General features: G+C 38.9%; 17 protein-coding genes and 2 pseudogenes. 7 read left to right on the top strand and 12 right to left on the bottom strand.

Annotated features, from left to right (window positions below):
* The 6 genes and pseudogenes from DYY65_RS07710 to DYY65_RS07685 form a co-directional block, all read right to left on the bottom strand.
* Positions 1–339, bottom strand: a pseudogene (locus DYY65_RS07710) (hypothetical protein); the annotation flags it as partial.
* 117 nt (positions 340–456) lie between these two features.
* Positions 457–1,314 (bottom strand): sugar phosphate isomerase/epimerase family protein, encoded by an 858-nt coding sequence (locus DYY65_RS07705; RefSeq protein WP_162477394.1) that lies wholly within the window; start codon positions 1,312–1,314, stop codon positions 457–459.
* A 56-nt stretch (positions 1,315–1,370) separates the two neighbouring features.
* A complete protein-coding gene (locus tag DYY65_RS07700; protein ID WP_162477393.1) occupies positions 1,371–2,834 on the bottom strand; it encodes an alkaline phosphatase family protein in 1,464 nt (487 codons plus the stop codon).
* Between the two features lie 66 nt (positions 2,835–2,900).
* Positions 2,901–3,797: a UbiA family prenyltransferase gene (locus DYY65_RS07695; RefSeq protein ID WP_255457489.1), complete on the bottom strand. Its 897-nt coding sequence runs from the start codon at positions 3,795–3,797 to the stop codon at positions 2,901–2,903.
* 129 nt (positions 3,798–3,926) lie between these two features.
* On the bottom strand, positions 3,927–4,763 hold the full coding sequence (locus DYY65_RS07690; RefSeq protein WP_162477391.1) for a sugar phosphate isomerase/epimerase family protein: 837 nt from the start codon (positions 4,761–4,763) through the stop codon (positions 3,927–3,929).
* Between the two features lie 12 nt (positions 4,764–4,775).
* Positions 4,776–5,591 (bottom strand): TatD family hydrolase, encoded by an 816-nt coding sequence (locus DYY65_RS07685; RefSeq protein ID WP_162477390.1) that lies wholly within the window; start codon positions 5,589–5,591, stop codon positions 4,776–4,778.
* A gap of 118 nt (positions 5,592–5,709) precedes the next feature.
* On the opposite strand from DYY65_RS07685, the gene DYY65_RS07680 reads away from it, so the two are divergent.
* Positions 5,710–6,948: an alcohol dehydrogenase catalytic domain-containing protein gene (locus DYY65_RS07680; RefSeq protein WP_201449400.1), complete on the top strand. Its 1,239-nt coding sequence runs from the start codon at positions 5,710–5,712 to the stop codon at positions 6,946–6,948.
* 128 nt (positions 6,949–7,076) lie between these two features.
* On the top strand, positions 7,077–7,781 hold the full coding sequence (locus DYY65_RS07675; RefSeq protein ID WP_162477388.1) for an HAD family hydrolase: 705 nt from the start codon (positions 7,077–7,079) through the stop codon (positions 7,779–7,781).
* 613 nt (positions 7,782–8,394) lie between these two features.
* Here DYY65_RS07675 and DYY65_RS07670 read toward each other — a convergent pair.
* Entirely contained in the window at positions 8,395–9,342 is a 948-nt protein-coding gene (locus DYY65_RS07670) for a transcription initiation factor IIB (RefSeq protein ID WP_162477387.1), read from the bottom strand.
* A gap of 406 nt (positions 9,343–9,748) precedes the next feature.
* Here DYY65_RS07670 and DYY65_RS07665 point away from each other — a divergent pair, with 406 nt between their 5' ends.
* The 4 genes from DYY65_RS07665 to DYY65_RS07650 all read left to right on the top strand — a co-directional run bounded on the left by DYY65_RS07665 (position 9,749) and on the right by DYY65_RS07650 (position 12,425).
* Positions 9,749–10,006 (top strand): hypothetical protein, encoded by a 258-nt coding sequence (locus DYY65_RS07665; RefSeq protein WP_162477386.1) that lies wholly within the window; start codon positions 9,749–9,751, stop codon positions 10,004–10,006.
* A 206-nt stretch (positions 10,007–10,212) separates the two neighbouring features.
* Positions 10,213–10,380 carry a hypothetical protein gene (locus DYY65_RS07660; RefSeq protein ID WP_162477385.1) on the top strand — a complete coding sequence of 56 codons (168 nt, stop codon included), beginning with the start codon at positions 10,213–10,215 and terminating at the stop codon, positions 10,378–10,380.
* A 1-nt stretch (position 10,381) separates the two neighbouring features.
* Entirely contained in the window at positions 10,382–11,329 is a 948-nt protein-coding gene (locus tag DYY65_RS07655; RefSeq protein ID WP_162477384.1) for a sensor histidine kinase, read from the top strand.
* Between the two features lie 268 nt (positions 11,330–11,597).
* Positions 11,598–12,425, top strand: a complete 828-nt coding sequence (locus DYY65_RS07650) for a sugar phosphate nucleotidyltransferase (RefSeq protein WP_162477383.1) — start codon at positions 11,598–11,600, stop codon at positions 12,423–12,425.
* 61 nt (positions 12,426–12,486) lie between these two features.
* Here DYY65_RS07650 and DYY65_RS07645 read toward each other — a convergent pair whose 3' ends face one another.
* From DYY65_RS07645 to DYY65_RS07625, 5 genes and pseudogenes are all read right to left on the bottom strand, one after another.
* Positions 12,487–12,822 (bottom strand): hypothetical protein, encoded by a 336-nt coding sequence (locus DYY65_RS07645; protein WP_162477382.1) that lies wholly within the window; start codon positions 12,820–12,822, stop codon positions 12,487–12,489.
* Positions 12,823–13,216: 394 nt separating this feature from the next.
* Positions 13,217–14,611: pseudogene (locus tag DYY65_RS07640) on the bottom strand (dihydrolipoyl dehydrogenase family protein).
* Positions 14,612–14,887: 276 nt separating this feature from the next.
* Entirely contained in the window at positions 14,888–15,862 is a 975-nt protein-coding gene (locus tag DYY65_RS07635) for an alpha/beta hydrolase (protein WP_162477381.1), read from the bottom strand.
* A 1,206-nt stretch (positions 15,863–17,068) separates the two neighbouring features.
* Entirely contained in the window at positions 17,069–17,608 is a 540-nt protein-coding gene (locus tag DYY65_RS07630; RefSeq protein WP_162477380.1) for a 5' nucleotidase, NT5C type, read from the bottom strand.
* A gap of 121 nt (positions 17,609–17,729) precedes the next feature.
* Complete coding sequence (locus DYY65_RS07625; protein WP_162477379.1) at positions 17,730–18,074, bottom strand: P-II family nitrogen regulator; 345 nt, start codon at positions 18,072–18,074, stop codon at positions 17,730–17,732.
* 944 nt (positions 18,075–19,018) lie between these two features.
* Here DYY65_RS07625 and DYY65_RS07620 point away from each other — a divergent pair.
* A partial coding sequence (locus tag DYY65_RS07620; protein ID WP_162477378.1) for a hypothetical protein occupies positions 19,019–19,690 on the top strand: 672 nt, incomplete at its 3' end.

Here is a 19,690-nt window from a genome sequence, read left to right as displayed (position 1 = left end):
ATTCAGGAAATCATAACCTTGTTCACGAGTTGATATCGGTACCATGGCCAGAGAGGGTGCAAAGTTAACCTTAAAACCTGTACTATTTGTTATAGAATTTGCGATCTTGTTATCTGACGAATCAGTTGCAAGAAAATAGTGGATTTTTCCATCAACATATCCTTCTGACGCCGGCATTTTTATTGAAGGTGGGAGATTGCTACCAGCTTGAGTTTGAATTTGAGGTTGAGGTTGGGCCATACTGACAGTCGATATTTGCTGCGATAACAGTGCAAGGCAAATGACAACGGTCATTTCTACCATTATGATATTCTGAATCGAGAGTTTTGGATTTCTCATAACTTTAAATTCATGATACCAAATTTATCTGATGCGAAACCGAGAATACAGTATAATAACGAAATAATATTTTCCCGACAATTTTCTGATCCTATGACATAAATATTATTGTTATATCTAACTGGGGGGGATACTAGACTTTTCAACTTTCTTGATAAATTCTAATCCATTCCACATCTCCGATTCATAATTTGCGTTTTTTAAAGTGGGTTCAAAGCTGATGAAACCATCGTAGCCTATTTTACGCAAACTAGCAACTATAGTTCTAAAATCTATGTGTCCTCTCCCAGGCATTTTTCTATTGTTCTCTGCAAAATGAGTATGGCGTAACAGACCTTCACACTGAGTTATGGCATCGGCGAATGAATCCTCTTCTATATTCATGTGATAGGTATCTAATAAGACTCCGAAATTATCCTGGTTCAGTTGGCGAGCAATCCAAATCGCATCCATAGCGGTGGTACAAAATGGTGTGTTATAACGATTAAGTGGCTCTAATAGTAATTGAACACCATAGTCCTTCGCGTACCTGCTCAAGTCAATAAGAATTGGGATACTTTTCTTTAAAGCGTCTTGTTTATGTTTCTCTGGGACCAACCCGTGATTTTTGTCAAATATTTCAGATTCTTCATCGGCGAAAAGACAGAGATTTATTTCCCTGCCATCCAACTTCTGACACATGACAATTATATCTTTTACATAGCCAACTGAGTAAGTCACAATGTCTGAGTCCGAGCTCAAAAGCCTTCTTTTCCAAGCGTCATGGCCCATCTTACCCCACATTCCAGTTACACCAGACACTGAGATATTAAATGAACGAATAGATTCTGCTAGGTTTTTCGAATCCATCAGGGATGGCTCTCCAAACATTTCAACTGCATCAAATCCTTGACGCATTATAGTCTCTAAGATTCGCTCTGCCGGTTCTATTATACCTCTGAATGATGAAAGGGTAATTGAATGTTTAAACGTCATTTCAAGATATACAACTGGATAGACTAGACCAGAATAGAACAGAACAGACGACCATACTAAACTAGACTCGTTAAATATTTGCCCAAGTCAACGCATTTTATGAGCGGAGGAGAATCTATGTCATTTAAGATCCTTGTTTTGCGACTAGACAAATAAAGAGATAATCCTTCCTGTCTCAAATAATCAGCTTTCCTTCCATGAGAGCCTTTTACCAGACCCGTATTTTGTGATATTGACCGAGTATTTGGTTCTATAAATAATTCTAGAGGATCATAGCCGGGTTTTCTATGTATATCTACATTTCCTGCAAATGGAGGGGCTCTTTCTTTTTCGTACCACCAGTGATAGCTGAACCATTTATCTCGATCTGCCACAGCTAACAACTCGCCACTGCGTTCATGATCTATTTTCAAGTGCCTTTTTTCTTGATCATCTAACACACTTTCCACGCCAGTTATTTGTTCGAGCACTTTTTTAGTCTGTCCAACAAACCCTTCCTTGACATATATGTGGGCTATCTGATGATCGGCCATTGCGAATGCATCACTATTTTCATAGTCGATGTATTCCTTGTCCTGAATAGTTCGTGTGGCAACTAGTCCTGCATCTCTCAATCTTAAATTCAATGGAACAGCTCCAGAAACGTCATTAAAGCCATATTCAGAAATTATGATGAATTGTGACTCTTCCCTTATTCCCAATTCGACAGTCTTGTGTACTATATTCTCAACTATACCATCTGCAACCTTTAGATCATCTCTTACCTGACAGCTATTTTTTCCAAATTTTTGAGCTGAATAATCGATGTGAGGAATATAGGTAAGAAGAAAATTCGGTTTGTATTTTTCAAGGGTGTAGGTAGTCGCCTCAGATATCCACTTACTCGAAGCAGATGATGCCAATGGTCCCCAATAAGTTGCAAGGTTAAATTCTCCGATTTTTGGCTTCAGCTGTTGATCATAATAGTCCACTGGTTTAGAGTAACACCACATAACTACTCCATTGTCCAGGTGAATTGGTCGAGGGGTAACGATAATGTTTGCATTTGAGAACATAGTATTTTGCCAGAACAGAACTGCTGTCTTTAGATTATAAGAATGAGAGGGTAATGATGATGATGAATTGGAAATCACGTTATTGGTTTTAGTTTTAGATTTAGTTTCAGATATAGAGGTGGACTTGATCTTTGTCTCGGTCTTGTTGTTGTCGTTGTCACCGGACATTTTCTTGTGTGCCATGTCCCAAATCCTGTCCGTTTGGACAAGATCACTTGACTGCTCCCAAAAAGAAACATTGCGATTAATCCTATCATAGAATCCATTACAGATAATGCCATGTTGGTTAGGATAGGTACCTGACAATATGCTGGCCTGAACGGTACAAGTGACCCCGGGAAATACTGGCTCCATCATCGCACTTTCGCCTTCAGTTGCAAGACTAGAAATATTCGGAACAAGTTCAGACTCCAAATGGCCCAATTCCAACCCGACGATATCAATTACTATGTAAAACTTGATCATAATTGGTATTTCACTCCTTTTCCATTATATTCATGAATCATATCTGTATTCAAATATTGCTAAGCACTATGTAACATATAACTTTCTTGAGATAAATATTGGTGGGATTATTAGAAGTAAGATAGTCAATCCATAATATAATCCCAAAGTACCACTTATAAAAATCGAATCAATGACTATAATGGATAGTACCAAAGTCTTGATGGCCCTTTGAATATTCGTTGAAGAACCTTCAAAAATAGTTCTTTTGAAGGTAATGACTATAACTCCGACAAATAGCGACAGACTCACGGCTATGTCTAGTTGAAAAACCCTGAAGCTACTTGCAATTATTATTATTGCGATCACGCCAAAGATAACCACGAATGGAATGGTGACCGTCCGTGCCGGCTTTGCAGGGCCGACTTCCATTCTGCTAAGAAGTGTAATTGACAGAACGTACAGAAACATCGAAATACATAGGATTGTTAGTCTTTGCTCAGGCAAGACTTTTTGAACTGAGATAGCGCCTGGCAGAATTGCACTTGCTCCAAGAAGCACATTTAGAGTTCTGGCTGAACCCATAAGGATTGGTCCTAAAACCGTCTGCTTTAATTGGTAATCATAGCCCAAAATAATTACTGATAGAATTATGGTAACGCTAAAACTGAGGGTACTGACCATAAACGCCAGACCATTAGCTGCTACCATTGATATGGCTGCAGCAACAAAAGCTGTTTGTTTAGAAACTTTTTCTGAAGGCAGCGGCCGAAAAGGACGTTCTTTTCGGTCTACTTCAATATCAAAATAGTCGTTGAAGACTATACCTGATATGTAAAGTAGTACCGATGAACCTACAAGAAGTGATAAAACCGATAGATTTGTGGACAAAGATTGGGCTACACTAAAATATCCTGCCAATATATTGGAGGGTACAGTGAACAGATTTGGTACCCTGAGCAATAAGAAATAGTGTTTAATCATAAATACACCTAGCTGTCAAGAGTTAAGATTCATAGAGTTTACTTCCAATTCTACATGTGACTAGTCCCTTTCGAGGAGACAGTTATGCTATAACGCTGCTCCAAATCAAGGTATAACAGATCATAATTACTAATCAACTTTATTCAATATTCCCTGAATGTACTCGAATGCAGATTCCGCAGCATACACAGGATTGTCTTGATAGGGATAAAGCTCTATGGTTACAAATTCTCTATATCCTATTTCGTCTATAGCCTCAAAAACAGACTTGAAGTCAATCGATCCAAGTCCTGGTATTAGATGATTATGAACTCTATCGAGGGCAATATCAGCCAAATGAAAGTGTCCTATATAATCGGCCAATCTGTTAATAATTTCTGCCGGATCTTCACCTATACAGTAAAAATGTCCTATGTCAAAATTAAGTCTTACATATTTTGAGTTAATATCCTTCATGACGTCCAAAAATTGCTTAGAATTTTCAAGAAGCAAATTAGGCTCCGGCTCGATTAAAACTTTAACTCTCCTCTTTTCCGCGATGGGTGCCACTCTATTCAACCCGTTGACAAAAAGTTCTTTTAGGTAATCACGGTCAGAGTTGTTTTGCTGTACAGGTCCACCAGGTTCGGTAGTTATATTTTTTGATCCTATTTTTTTTGCCAGTTCTATACATCTAATGGTATGTTGAATTCGCAATTCTCGTAAGGTCTCATCGCTCTCTATCCAAGACGGGTGATATACATCATCGATGGCATAAAGCGTAAAGGCGTTAACATTGGATATCTGAGTTTTGCACTTTGAAACAGTCTCCTTAATTGTCCTAACTTGTGACTCCTCAAGTGGAGGATATGCATGAGGAACATCGGCCAGTATTTCGACACCCTCGTATCCCAATCCAGCGATTACTTTGATTGCTTCCTCTAGGGAATATCTTTTGAAGGCATTAGTGCTGAATGCCAGTTTCATTAGATTCAGGATTTATGGTTCCCAAGTAAATCTAGGTGACTGCCTAAAGTATTCATAAGCATTGTAGAATGTGACTTTTTCAATCTCGTTTGTACTAAATCGTCCGTCCTTTCTCATCGCCCTGGCAGTTATCGGGACGCTAAGAGGATCTGAAATCCCCCAGTCTGCTGCGCTATGTATCATTATTCTATCTGTTCCATGTTTTTTAATAATTTTTATAGCTCGTTCTGGAGATAATTTTGTAACTGGGTATACGGAGAGACCAGCCCACAGCCCTAAGTCCAAAGTTTTCTCAATAGTTTCTTCCACGTTATGGTCTACCAATATTTTGTTTCTGTCATATTTAGTACCACTCTCATTATTCAAAATTTGTTCGATTCTTTCCATTCCTACAGGCTTGTTGTAATGAGGCAAATGAACGGTCATAAGCATATTTTTTTGGTCGGCTAGATCCATTTGTTTCAGAAATACTTCTTCTTCCGGTGAGCTTATTTGATTATAGCCCAATTCCCCTATTGCTACCACACGCTCTCTACCGAGGTATTTTATCATAGCCTCTAACGCATCCAAAGCTAAGGGACGTTCTGAAGCCTCTTTTGGATTAACTGAGATACAAACAAAGTGTTCTATCCCAAACTCTTTTGCTCTCTTAGTCTCAAAAGTTATCATGTGTTCCCAATAATCTTCGAACGTTCCGACCGAAGTTCTTGGGCTACCAAGCCAGAAGGAGGGCTGAACTATTACTTCTATGCCTGCTTTAGACATTGCATCATAATCATCTGTTGTACGAGAATACATATGAATATGCGGGTCGAATAACCTACTCAATTCTGCTACTACTATCTGTAATCGATAGCTGCTCTAACCTATATTAATCCATGCTATAATCCTTTTAAGATTTGAGAAGCAATACAAAATGAAAGGAAAGTAGAGTAAGATAAAGTGGTTGAATAAATTGTTATCATTGGAAAAAAAAACCAAAATGCACGCTGCTGTATTTTACGGACCTAATAGCATTTCTTATGAGAATGCTTATAGAAATCCTATAGATACTAAAGCGGACACATTTTCAGGAAGCATCTTAAAGGTAAATGCCTGTTCTGTATGTGCATATGATGCACGTGTGTTCAGAAACGGTCATTCGAAGGTTACGCCTCCCATCGTATTAGGCCATGAGATTTGCGGTCAAACGATTGAAGATATAACGATACGTGACCATTTAGGGTCAGGTACAGAATTAAGATCGGGTAGTAGAGTTGCGATATCGCCTATAATTCCCTGTTTGAAGTGTGTCTACTGTGCTAATAAACAGTACAATCTTTGCAACGATTTAAAAGAAATAGGCTCAAGTGTAAATGGCGGCTTTGCGGAATACATCAATATTCCAAAACAAATTCTAGAGATAGGAGGCATCGCCCCAATCCCAGATTGCTTAACTAACGAAGAGGCGGCTTTAATTGAACCACTATCATGTTGTATTAATGGCTTCTCACATATTGGATATCCTTTAGAGACGGAAAGCGTAGTGGTGTTAGGAGATGGCCCTATAGGGCTACTTCATCTTCAACTATCCAAGAACTTGTATCAAGCAAAGACAGCAGTAGTGGGTAAAATCCCCCAGAGATTGAAAAAGGCGAGGTCTATGGGGGCAGATGCAACTTTTTGGTTGGATGAAGATGCTAACAATAATGATATTAATGAAAGTTACAAAGGATATGATCACAAGTATATCAATGGCAGAAATAATTTGAATAGTAGTGGTAGTAGTTATAGTGGCCGTACTAGCGGTAGTGGTAGTAATAAATCTAGTGACGAGGTTTTGAAATTTACAGCAGGAAAGGGCGCTGATATTATTATAATAGCTACTAATAATCCTGCTGCTCTTGAATTCGCATTAAAAGTGGCTAGCAAAAACTCAAGGATTAACATTTTTTCAGGAATTGTCAATTCTAGTTCTGCCGGACTCTCCATTGATCCTAACTGGTTGCACTATAATCAAATATCAATTACAGGAAGCTTCAGTTCCAGCCCTAAGTCACTTCAAGAAGCCATCAGACTCGTCGGCAGCAGAAAAATCGATTTGTCTCAATTAATTGGCCGCAGCTACTCTCTTGACGACATAGAACAAGCACTTTTAATCACAGAGAAATGTGTTGATCTAAGGGCTGTGATAAACAAGTTCTAGAGTAATTAGCTATGTATGTATTAATTGGCGTTAAAACTGTTAATAATAACACCAGCCTTAATGATTAAATTACTAATATTAGCAGTAAGCATTATAGTATGTCAAACGGTATTTTTGATTGACCCAAGATGAAAAAGGGAGTGATATTCGATATGGATGGAGTCTTGATTGACTCAATGCCTTTTCACGCAGAAGCTATGCGTATTGCAGTAAAAGAGGTAACGAATCATGAAATTAGTAAGAAGAATATATACCTATTGGAGGGACTGCCAGGGTCAAAATTGGTGGAAGAAATATTTAGAAGGGAAAAAATAGATGGCAGTATTGATCATAAAAATATAAAGACAATTAGCAAAAGAAAAACAGAAATTTTTAAAGCGATTCAAAAGTCAAAGGCGATTAATGGAGCCAAAGAACTAATCGAAGAATTGAAAGCTTGTAAGTGTTTAAAGGCAGTAGTAAGTGGGTCATCAAAAGAGGAAATTGAGAGTATACTTGACGAGAACATTGGCTCTAGCGGCTTTGACTTTATCATTAGCGGTGATGACTTAAAAGAAGGACAGGGTAAACCTGACCCGGCCCCATTTCAAACAGCATTAGATCGAATGAATATAGAACCGTCCCAAGCGATCGTTGTAGAAAACTCACCGCTCGGAGTCGAGGCAGCACATAATGCGCGTATACCGTTCATCGTCACCCTTAATAACACACCACTTGATATGCAAATTGACTTTGATTTCCTTTTGCGGTTGGATAAAAGAGAGCGAGAAGGCAGGATTTTTGAAGATACAAAATCTGCTGCAGCTTATTTAAAATATTGGTGCTGTACTTGAATCAACAAAAAGTTGTGGCATAATTACTAAAGCTAATTTGTAATGACTGGTTGAAGAATTTCATTTTCATTCAATAATGGTAAAAAAGTATAGCTCGAAACTATAGGCCGGGCGTTGTATTGGAACTAGAAGATTTGTTATTATGAGACACCTATCTTATGTTACTATGCTATCGATGATGATTCAAAGGTGATCGCATTGACACGTACAAACGACATGGTAAATGCCCAAAGTCAGAATAACACAACTCATTTTCCATAGGGAATGGATTGGACTTCACACGCCGGAAAAAGTGCGGTGCTGACGTGATCGCTTTAGTACATCTCTCTTCAGGTTATACTTGTGCAAACTGTATAGATTGTATCATAAAAATTAGAGATCAAAAGGTCAGGTATTCAAACAGAGGTTGCATAAAGGAAATCAGGATTAAGATTGGAATATGGTATTGGATAGCTATTTTATTTCATATTCAATTACAGGCACTTCAAAAATCCTAGTCTTTCAATATGCTGCGATGAGTTTAGACATTTTACGAATGCTGGAAGCTTTACATAAGATAGAACTTCTCCTACCCTACGTTGGAAAATTCCTAAACAAAAAGGTGAGCAGCAGGCTAAGGAAAGATTTTCTTTACATCTAAAAATCGTTTCCTAAGTGTTACAATGCTGGTTTCTCCTGCCAGGGCAATCTGGGTTTGGCTGACCTTTTCATGTTCTTGAAGACAAGCAGCATATAATACTGCCACGGCGAGAGCTTTTGGATCCTTGCCGAGTGAGACAGGATTAGCTTTTACTGTAGCCAACATTTGAAGGGCCCTTCGGTAAGATTTTTCACTGACACCACTTTTGTTAGCTATTTTGGCCAAACACATTTTCGAATCAACTGTTGGCAGGTGCAGTTTGAGATGCCTAAGCAGTAACCTATAACACTTACCAGCGAATATAATATCAGTATTAGCAGTTTGAGAGATCTCTTCGAGAGTTCGCGGTGTGTTGAATTCTCTACACGCAGCGTATATAGATGCGACCACCATAGCCCTGATAGATCTGCCTTTGATTATTCGTTTATCTAGTGCTTTGCGATAAAAGTATGCAGACTTTTCTATTAGAGGATCTGTGAGAGAGAGCTTATCTTTAATACTGCTTAAGATTGAGAAAGCATTTTTTAGATTTCGATGATAACTTCTATTATTGTTAGAGATCTTATTCCATCGTCGAAGTCGTTGGATTTTGCCTCTTTGATCTTGACTTATCGTCCCACCATTAGCGTCCACATTTGAATAGGAGATCATTGTTGACAAGCCCATATCATGGAATGCCAACGAAGTAGGCATGCCTCTCCTGTTCTTACTTTCAATATCTTCCTTAGATGATTGCCACTCAGACTCAAGCGATTCTGAGTTGCCTTGAATCACTACGCCACAGTCACTGCAAATTGTTTCTGTGGTTTCGGCATCGAAAATTACATTGTGATTCAGATTATTGGGGCATTTCGCGGCGTTATTGGCTGGTTCACTTTGTGCCCCAATCTCTGGCGTTTTCTCACCCGTCGCAGACAACATAAGTGGACTGAAGGATTTACTCATCATATATCTGAAGGACTGAAATGATTATAAGGACCTTGTACAAAAATGGTGATAAAAGAACACATTCGCACACAAGTGCACGCTCATTATGTATATCCAGCAACTTTAGAAAGCATATCAAATTAATTATCCAAGCCTTGTGTCTAGTGTTGTTATATTAACCAATAACCACTAATGAACCACTAATGAGCTGCACGGTATTGTGCTGACAAGCGTATATATAACTAGATCTAACTACCCCATATGAATTGTTTTGGCAGAATTGTATTATTAACTATTAGTGGGTTATAAGGGCTAACTCCGGGTAGTCCAAGAATTTAACTGAATTCTAAGCAAACTCGGTACTGATACTATTAAGAGCAAGACTCACCATATCAAAAACATGAGCCAACATTCTACAAACAATCTTCATGCAACATCAACAGATAAATGGACTGGAATTGCAGGTCAAATCGCAGATAAAGTAGTCGGTAAAAATATGTCGATGACGTATGAATTTCAACGGCTCACGATAGATATCCCAAAGGCTGAAGCGCCTGGCGGCAAATATATAGGAAGTGTTCAGTGGACGATAAATGGGAAAGTCGTAATCAAGACGGAGGCACATGATAAAAGTATCAAGGATAAAGGATCTCCATAAGACTATGTAGTAATCATCTTTGTGAAGGTGATTACGACCACGCTAGCTAAATTGCCGGCCCAGCCATGAACTGGGAAGAAATCCGAAATAAAGAAATCTCTGCAAATTGGTTTCAGAAACCCGATTTATCTGTTCAATCGCTGAATAAATGCCAAAGTTTAAACGTGTTATTATGAGGAATGTTTTTGTAGGAAGCTAACTGATATATGTCTGTAAATCTGGTGACTAGAGAGAGTAGTGTAGTGCGAGAGTATGATACTTTAAAGCCCTTCCTAATTAGCCCTGGATGGTCTGAAATAGCTCATTCCATAGCAAAAAAGCCTCGTCGGCCTATTGGATACCTGATTCGAAAAGCAGCGAAAGGTTTACCTTAAGTTGAATGACTTGGAAATAGCTGCGAATTCGGAGAGAGGCCCTCTCCAAGGAGACATGAGAACCAGGAATACGAATGCCACAGGTATTGGCAATAGGACTGATGTTAGTGAGGATTCAAAAGAGTCAGCCCAAGAAGCGTACAAGGGAGCTATAGAGACAATAAATCACTATAAGCAAAACATCGAAGAGCTAAGAACAGTCTATAACAAACAGAAGGAGTTTATCAGTGTAGCTGTTCATGAGCTAAGATCTCCTATTACTCCAATATTAGGAACCCTTGAACTGATAGAACTTGAGTTTGAGGAAACAGGCAAGGACGAAATCCCTTTGAGAAAAGATCTGTATGAGAGATTACTTCGCAACGCAAACAGACTGGAAAGACTTGCTTCAGAGATTTTGGATGTTACTAAAATATCAGACGACTCTATGAACTTGTACAAGATTGATTTTAATTTAGGTACAACTATGTCAGAAGCAATCGAAGATCACAGAAAGCAGCTTAAGCAGAGCAATATTAGTACTAAGCTCATATATGAAAATGAAACATTGCGAGAGAAAAATAAATCACAGTCAAGTGGGATGCCTACTGTAAATGACCCCATTATCTACGGAGATAAAGATCGCATTACCCAAGTAATATATAACATGCTTGGCAACGCCATAAAGTTTACTGAACATGGTACAATAACTGTTTTTATTTCACACCTGCGTATGGACAGTAATCGGAACGGTATTATGGTTAGTGTCAGAGATACTGGAACTGGAATTCATCCGGATGTCTTGCCAAAATTATTTTGTGTATTTACTACTAAATCAGAAAACGGTACAGGGCTAGGATTGTATATCTCAAAGAACATAATAGAAGCGCACGGAGGTAAAATGTGGGGGGAAAATAATACAAATGGAAGAGGAGCAACATTTTCGTTCATAATTCCAGCAAAATCATAATCACAAATGAAACAATCTGCCTACGCCTTTTTAGGTATGCATTAACGTGAATAATAATATGTGCTGTTTCCCATTATTTGTGGTCTTAGATGAGTCCTCACCCTGTTTCATAAGTTATTGATCAATCAATTAACTCCTTGAGCTGTAGATTATAGCACCTGTCTGCTACGTTATCCCCTGCCTTCATTTTAACTTCTGATGTGCAGCCATGGAAAACGCCTAAAGAGACTAACTTAAAAATATATTAAAAATAGAATACATACATAGAATGATAACAACAGCAGTAATTCCCGTAGCAGGGCTTGGGACTAGGATGCTGCCATATACAAAGGAGCAACCAAAAGCAATGTTGCCGCTGTTCGTGGGAAATTTAGTCAAACCTACATTGCAGATTATCTTTGAACAGTTGTATAAAGCTGGAATTAGAAAATTCATTTTTATCGTAAGTAGGGGGAAGCGAGCTATCGAAGATCATTTCACACCGGATTATACCTTCCTTGATTCATTAAGAAAGAGAGGAAAGAATCAATCCATTGGGGAATTGTCTGGCTTTTATAAGAAAATAGAATCGTCAACATTACTCTGGCTGAACCAATCACTACCTCTCGGACTGGGTCATGCGCTTCTCATATCCAGGACGAGTATACAAGACCATCGCTTCTTAGTTCATGCTGGTGATACAGTTCTTACAGCCCCATTCGAGATAAACAAGATGTTAGAGATTTGCAACAATCCTAATCTGAAAGACGTATCTTGCATATGTGTAAGAAGAGTATCCGACAAACATTTGCTAAAAAGATACGGAATAGCAGAGATAAATTCTCACTTCCTTATAAGCAGGGTAGTGGAAAAACCCACTCATCCAACGTCCGACTTTGCGATAGTGCCAATATATGTACTAACTCAAAGGATTTTCGAGATTCTCAAACGATTACCTCAAGATGACTCTAGCGAGATTCAATTTACACAAGCTATAAATCATTTAATAGAATCTGGACTGACTGTTCAAGCTTATGATATCGGAGAGATTCGGAGAATTGATGTAGGTTCGCCTGATACCTATCACGATGCTTTATCCTACTCTTTCAAAATATGAATATGCTATGTTGGAAATTACTCTCAGATCCCACCGCCTATTTATAAATGTAAATTTCTGCTCAATAATTGATACTACACAGAACTGCAAAAACTAATATGTTATGAGGAAGCATAACTTTAAAGAAAGCAGGATTGTCAAAAGTAAGACTTACATCACTCATGCCTAAAGCGCGCAGCGAGCTAAGATGGCTAATTGCAACCAGGATTTTTAAGATATCGCAAGGTACAGATGACAGGACTCCGAAGTGAGGAAATTTTGCAAACGAATCTGCGCGCTGTATAAAGCTCGTAAGACAAAGAATTCTGGACGCTACTACGACCATGGCTTCAAGCGGTGTGTCGAATGTGACATATTCATTGACTGTGGTGGTGTAAGATGCCCTTGTTGTGACCACATTCTAAGAGTAAGACCACATAACAACATATCAAAGGCAAGATTAACAAAAGGGCTTTTCTACATGTCTTAACCTAACTATTGGTAATGCACTACTTTAAGAATAGATTTACTTCGTTAAAAAATCGGTTTATAAAACATTGATGGCACGACACATCTTGACATAGATGGGGCTAACAGAACTCAAATAGATGACATACAGATCTGCTTAAAATTCTTGAGATATACTTAATTATAGTAGATAATAACCGATCAATTTGTGTAGGCATAAGGACGGTAGAATCAATTAATCAATTTGTGTAGGCATAAGGACGGTAGAGAATAATCATTGCTTTGCTATGAATGATTCCATGATCAGCGAAAGGTTTCACAAATATACATTCCCCACAATCCCTTCATAACATATACTCAACGTCAGAGGAGTTTGTGGGATAGGAGTAGATTGCTTGTTTCAATTCAGCTGATTTTAGGCCGAATCGAATGGCTAACGCAAATATATTGATTACCTCTTCAGAATTTGGTCCAAATAGATGAGCGCCTAATATACGGTCAGTGTTTTGCTCTATCATCACCTTGAATCCCGTATGGTCCTCACCTACTCGCTTTGAAGAATACCAATCCGTTGTGCTTGCTTTGTTGGTTTTGAATTTCAAGCCTTGCATTGTTGCGTCGTTTTCCTGCAGGCCAACAGATGCTAAAGGAGGAATAGTGTAAACTACAGAAGGGGTTCCTAGGAGTGGCATGGTTTCCGCTTAGCATATTTTCGGCTGCAATCTCTCCTTCATACACACCTATTGGTGTCAATGCTAGACCACCGGTAGCTGCAGCATCTCCTGCAGCATATCTGCAGCATATACCGAAGGATTAGAAATACTCTGAAGGTACTCATTGACCTTCACGCCTTTGCTATCGCCCTGTATTCCTGCACCTTCTAAATTGAGATCGTCTAGCGCTGGAGCCCGGCCAGCCCCATGTACGATTATGTTCGCATCTACGGTAGATACTTTGTTATTCTCAGTGCCAGAATAATATACCTTGTAATCAGTACCACCGCTATTGCTGTCGTCTTTCCTACTCTCTATTGAATCAACTCTTGTGCGCAAAATAACTTCTATACCCACATCACGAGTTTTCTTCAATAACATATCTACAAGATAAGGATCAAAATTGTTAAGTGGTCGTGTACCACGATGCAATATTGTCACTTTCGCTCCCGCGCGAGCAGCGACGTGAGCGAATTCAAATGAAATATATCCACCGCCCACAAATACAATCTTCGGCGGAAGTTCATTGAGCTCCATGAATTCATCGCTTTTAATAATATTCTCCTCGCCTGGGATATTTAGTTTGGCCGGCTCCGCGCCGGTAGCAATCAGAATGTGACTACCTGCCAGCAAATGATGCTTACCCACTTCTAAAGTTCTATCACTGACGAACTTTGCAATCCCGTGAATCGCAGTTATTCCTGCTTTAGAAAACTGCTCTTCCCTCTGCTTTGGGACTGGCTCAGTAAATGACCTCTTAAACTTTATCAAATCTTGCCAGGCTATCTCTGGTGCATTGGAATAGCTAATACCCTTGCTTTTCAAACGTCTGTTCCAATCAATTATTTCTGCTGCACCTACAAGTACCTTTTTGGGATCACAGCCGCGAAGAGCACACGTTCCACCAAAAGGTCTGGAGTCAACAATTGCAACACTCCATCCGGCAGCATGACATTTCCAAGCTGCTGTTGTCGCAGCGACACCGGTCCCAATTACTACAAGATCGAAAGTATCTGTGCGAGACATAATCGTTCATACAATGAAGTAAATAATATAAGTTGCTTTGACGTGAAGCCTGATTTTGATTTTTTGATTATTCCCGGGTCAAGCGTCGAACGAGGCGTTGTCAGGTACCAAGAAGCCGCTGTTTTCGCTCAATAGGAGAATGGATCCAATCTATTTGGAGTAGCTCCTCTTACTAATGCGCTAATGCTACATATCTTTACATGAATCAGTAGTGACCCGAGTCTTTCTTTATACAAGTGGGTTCTAGTGACTTTGTCGATGATTCACCGTACCTAATTATTGATTCGATAGTATCTTTTTTAAGACATAACATGCCTGTTCAATTGCCCCTCGCGCTGCTGGAGTATCACTAATCGGATTGAGCATCACAAAATCATGTATTGTGCCATGATATCTGACTCCTTTCACTTCAACCCTTGCATCAATCAATTTATGGGCAAAGGCTTCGCCCTCCTCTCGAAGGACATCAAACTCACCATTAATGATTAGTGCAGGGGGCAGATCCCTGAGCTCATCGATTGAAGCCTGCAAAGGAGACACAGTAGGCTCTTTTCGATTCGTCTGGCTCGTTGTGTAATTATCCCAGAACCATTTCATGGCTTCACGGGTAAGGAAATAGCCATCCTGAAAAGCATTATATGAAGCAGTATCAAAATTGGCATCTGTCACCGGGTAAAAAAGTAGCTGATAGTCAATTCCAAGCGCACCGTCTCTCTTCTTTGCAAGCAATGTCGTTGCAGCAGCCATGTTTCCCCCAACACTGTCACCAGCCACAGCCAAATGTGAAGGGTCAAGATTTACGGTTTGTCCGTTTTCCTTGATCCATTTTGTGGCCGCATATGCCTGTTCTATTGGAAGTGGATATTTTGCTTCCGGAGACGGAGTATAGTTAACAAACACAAGCGCCGCATCCATACCATTAGATAGTTCTCTGATTAATCGATCATGGGTATCTGCACCACCTAGTACCCAACCACCACCATGGAAATACATCACCACTGGCAACGCTCTATCACCACTATTTGGTGGTCGTACTATACTGATAGATACTTCGCCGATACTTCCTCCGTGTAATGTACGAGTTTCAATGTCTGCCGGAAGTTTTTGAATATTGCCAGCTTGCAAGCCTGATAAGACTCCACGGGCTTGTTCCGGGGACAATTTGTAAAGCGGAGGTCCCGTGCTTAGCAGTAATTTTTCCAGAAATGCCCGAGTGTTTTGCTCTACTCCAGTATAGTCAGGTTTTTGCATATTATGTCATACCCATACCGTTGTATAACTATATCTGGCAAATTCAAATTATTAACCAAAATATTTTGATATCTATTAGGTCCTGATTATTATACAACTTTTTAAGAAATAATACGAGGTAGTCGAGGAGATGTGTATCAGAATTATTATTTAACATAAATTAATAACTAAATTTGAATAACCACAATCTTCTGCATGACATGACATAGATAATAACCCTGAAAATTTAAATATTTTTACAAATGAATTTCTTTCAGTTTCAGAATATCCAGGTGACTAGTGCCAGGAGGTTAGTGAAATGCCTTGCATATTTTTTGAGCCGCGACAAACGCTTCGGTTGACCTCAGATGACTTCATATAGCAGATGAACAAGAAAGTGAAAAGGTTTAGGGTATTGCTAGAATGCATTATTATTACTTGCCGCTATCAGCACTCGCAACACCTATGGCGACATCTATTGTGTTCTTCTAGGTAGTATCAAAGGTATTGGTCATTTATCTGCGTCGCACCTATGCCACTTGCATTACTATGATGTATGCCGAATTGGCTGTGCAAATTACTACTGCTATAAAAGTGGCTATGGACGAAAGTATGATCGTAGCGTCTTTTTGCGTCAGATGGCATGTAGTAGACTAATTAAAAAGTGATCTACAGCTTCAGTCCATAAGCTTAAGCAAGCAGCTGATACAGAATGTTCTAACTTGGATCACATACGGCAACGGTCTCGTGTCCACACAAATTAGCGTGCAGGTTAGCTAGATGAATAGCCTCAAAGGTTAAACTACATCTGTAACATACCCACATTTGCATATTCAGCTGTTGGTCTGTTCTAGGCCCATCCGTTCTGAATGATCTCAAATAAGCAAGAGTTTATTTATTATTATGTTGCAATAACTATTAACATCTATTCCTAATAAGCAGATCTTGTTTATTTTATGTCCTTGATTAGACATTATGGATTTTTCAGAAACCACTTGTTGCTACAATAATTCTCCCTCTTTTGAGGCTATTTCACAATTTTATAGTAGTTCTTTTTCGTGCATTCATCTCGAGAAAAGATGCAGTTTATGTTTTTGGATCTAAATGCATAGATTAATGACCCAAGGATTCAGTTCTCTAAGCTGTCGGTTTAAATGTTGTATCCTTATTGAAGCATTTACAAGGGAACCCAATATTCGTAAGTACCTGCTACGGGGGGAAAAAAGATCAGAGCACATTTCTCTCCGCTTCACTTAACGAATTCACTCGCAATGGCCAATCAAATTCCTTATTCCATGGCTGATTGAATAGAACTCCAATTTTAGGAGGAGATATATCGACTATATTACCTGGCGCATCATCGATTAATAGATCGAATTGATAATCAGCTTTGGGAAATCCATCGAATAGAAATACCAAATCGTCAGAATAAATTTCATGATAGTCAAGCCATTTGGCAACATAAGCAACTGTTGGCCTTTCTCTTTTAGTCAAAATAGAAATCCTATAACCTTTTCGATGAATCTTTTCGATCGTTTCGCTAAGACCTAATTCACTAGGAGGAATCTCCATCCAGCAGTTTTGCCAAATATAATTAAAAAGATCAGAAATTTCTAAAGCTGTAAGTGGCAAAACCATGCCAATATCCCAATGTGTTATATCCTCTTTTGAAACCTTGGTGCCGTTCAAACGATTGTACTCGTTCGTCCAAGTCACCATCGTGTCAGCGAGAACTGAATCAAAGTCAACAGATATCGTTTTAGTCAATTTAAGGGTAGACGATATTCAATACAGACTTAAGAGTTTACCTTCATCTCTTGCAACTATATATTTTGTGCTCGTAAGGTTTGACGCATAACGTAACTAAGATTATAGCAGGATAGTGTTGCTATAATACAATGTCTCCAGTGCTTTTTGTTTTTATATCGTAAGCTGCCACAACTTCAGATACAAATATCTTACCATCAGGTGCTGAACCGGCGTTAATCACTTTAGTTAATTCCTTGACGATCGGTTCGACCATTCTATCTGGTACTAGTATTTCACACTTTATCCTCGTTTGGAATTCTGGAGTATATCTTTTTACGCCTCTACCTACGCTCACAGGTTCGAGTTTTGATCGACCCCTGCCTTTAATATTGTAAAATGTTATACCGCCTATCTTGTGCTTACGCATCATTTCATTAATGTCAACTAGCCAGTCATGTGCAATTATTACGTCTATTCTCTTCAATTTTTAATCTAAACAGAGCATAAAAAGACATAGTCTAATTAGTTTGTGTTTAGTATAACGTATTAGAATGCGTTTTTTGTCGTGTTTTGGGAGAAAACATTGCTTCAATATTAATTTCTCATCCATATCGAATGGTACTAAAAATCCAATGTTTAATGTGCAGAGTAAAAAGAGAGATAATGATAACACAAAACATGCTGTCACGTATGACAAATTGTCAACCCCCCGTTATGAATAATTGTCCCGTAGACCATTTTTAGTTTGGCTTTTGGGCCAGATAAAATAGTCTGTCAAATATATAGGGTTCCAAATCCGTAGGATTAAAGGTACGCTACTCCAAGGTTTTTACTGATGATGATAACGACTGCCCCGCTTAAAAGCTAGAGATTCAGAGACTGCCAGTTGTGATTGATCAAACGTGCACTGGCCAATCTATATTAGTATAGACACTGACATATGTACTGACTGGCCGAGGAGTATCTAATACCTAGCGTTGAGATACACATTGGAATAGGTAAAGCTGTACTATTCGCTTTTGAACAGGGGAGGATACCACCAGCAATGCCGGTACCACAACGTTGAGAACTATAAAATAATGGATTCCGCAATCTAAAGTACCTTTCACGGCTGTACTGTCGAAAGTATCGAATTGACACCAAATATTCGTTCATGGGATGGTTAATTTCAATCTCCTTTAAAAAGAATGGACGTTTTGAGATTTAAAGAAAGTATAACCTTAGATTATAATTGCTTATCGATTTAATATTATTTATCTACGATTAGATCGGCTATTATAAATTCTTCACCCACATTTAGCAGGTAGTGTTCTAATATACAGTTCCATAAAGAGATCTCACAACATAACTAGATATAACAAATCTAAATTATCTACTACGATCTACATGCATTTTATTTTTATTACTTGTCTACGTGTCTGAAACAATATGGTATTAACGCCAGGTAGATGTAGATTATTGGCATCTTTGCTCGCTGTTGGGCTCAGTCTGGGAGTTGTACTTTTTTCCGTTTTGAATGGAATGACGAGTCTCTTAGCTTACGCACAGCTATTTCCTCCCATTCACGTTAGCACAGGTAAATCTATTTCAAATGCTAGTATTCAAACAGTACCAGTAGCCAATCAGCAGAAGCCGATCCTACCTAACCCTCATTTGGTCAAGATCACTTCTCCCACTAAGGGTCAGAAGGTGCCTATCGGCCCTGGCCTTAACGTTATGGGAACATCTATCAGGAATGCCACAACAGCTGATTGTGGAGTCACCCTTAAGGTAAATGGAATCAGCCCGTACCAAGATGTGTTACCAGTTGGTAATGCAGGCCCTAAAGACTTCTCAAGATGGAATTACACACTGAATCCCTCATACACATCAATTCAACCAGGACAGAATAAGATTACCGCAAGACTTTCATGCAGCAACAATCCCAATGTTATATCGCATAGTAGTGTGAACGTAACTGGAATAACAAAGATTGGGCTAAACTCAACAGGTGGCAATTATACTACTAAGCCAGTTTCTTCAAATGCTACAACCAATTCTGCTGCTACTACTACTGCCACTACTAAGCCAGTTTCTTCAAATGCTACAACCAATTCTGCT

The organism is Nitrososphaera sp. AFS, assembly GCF_009898475.1.
In the GTDB taxonomy this organism is placed as follows: Archaea; Thermoproteota; Nitrososphaeria; order Nitrososphaerales; family Nitrososphaeraceae; genus Nitrosopolaris.
This window is presented reverse-complemented; position numbering and strand designations above follow the sequence as displayed.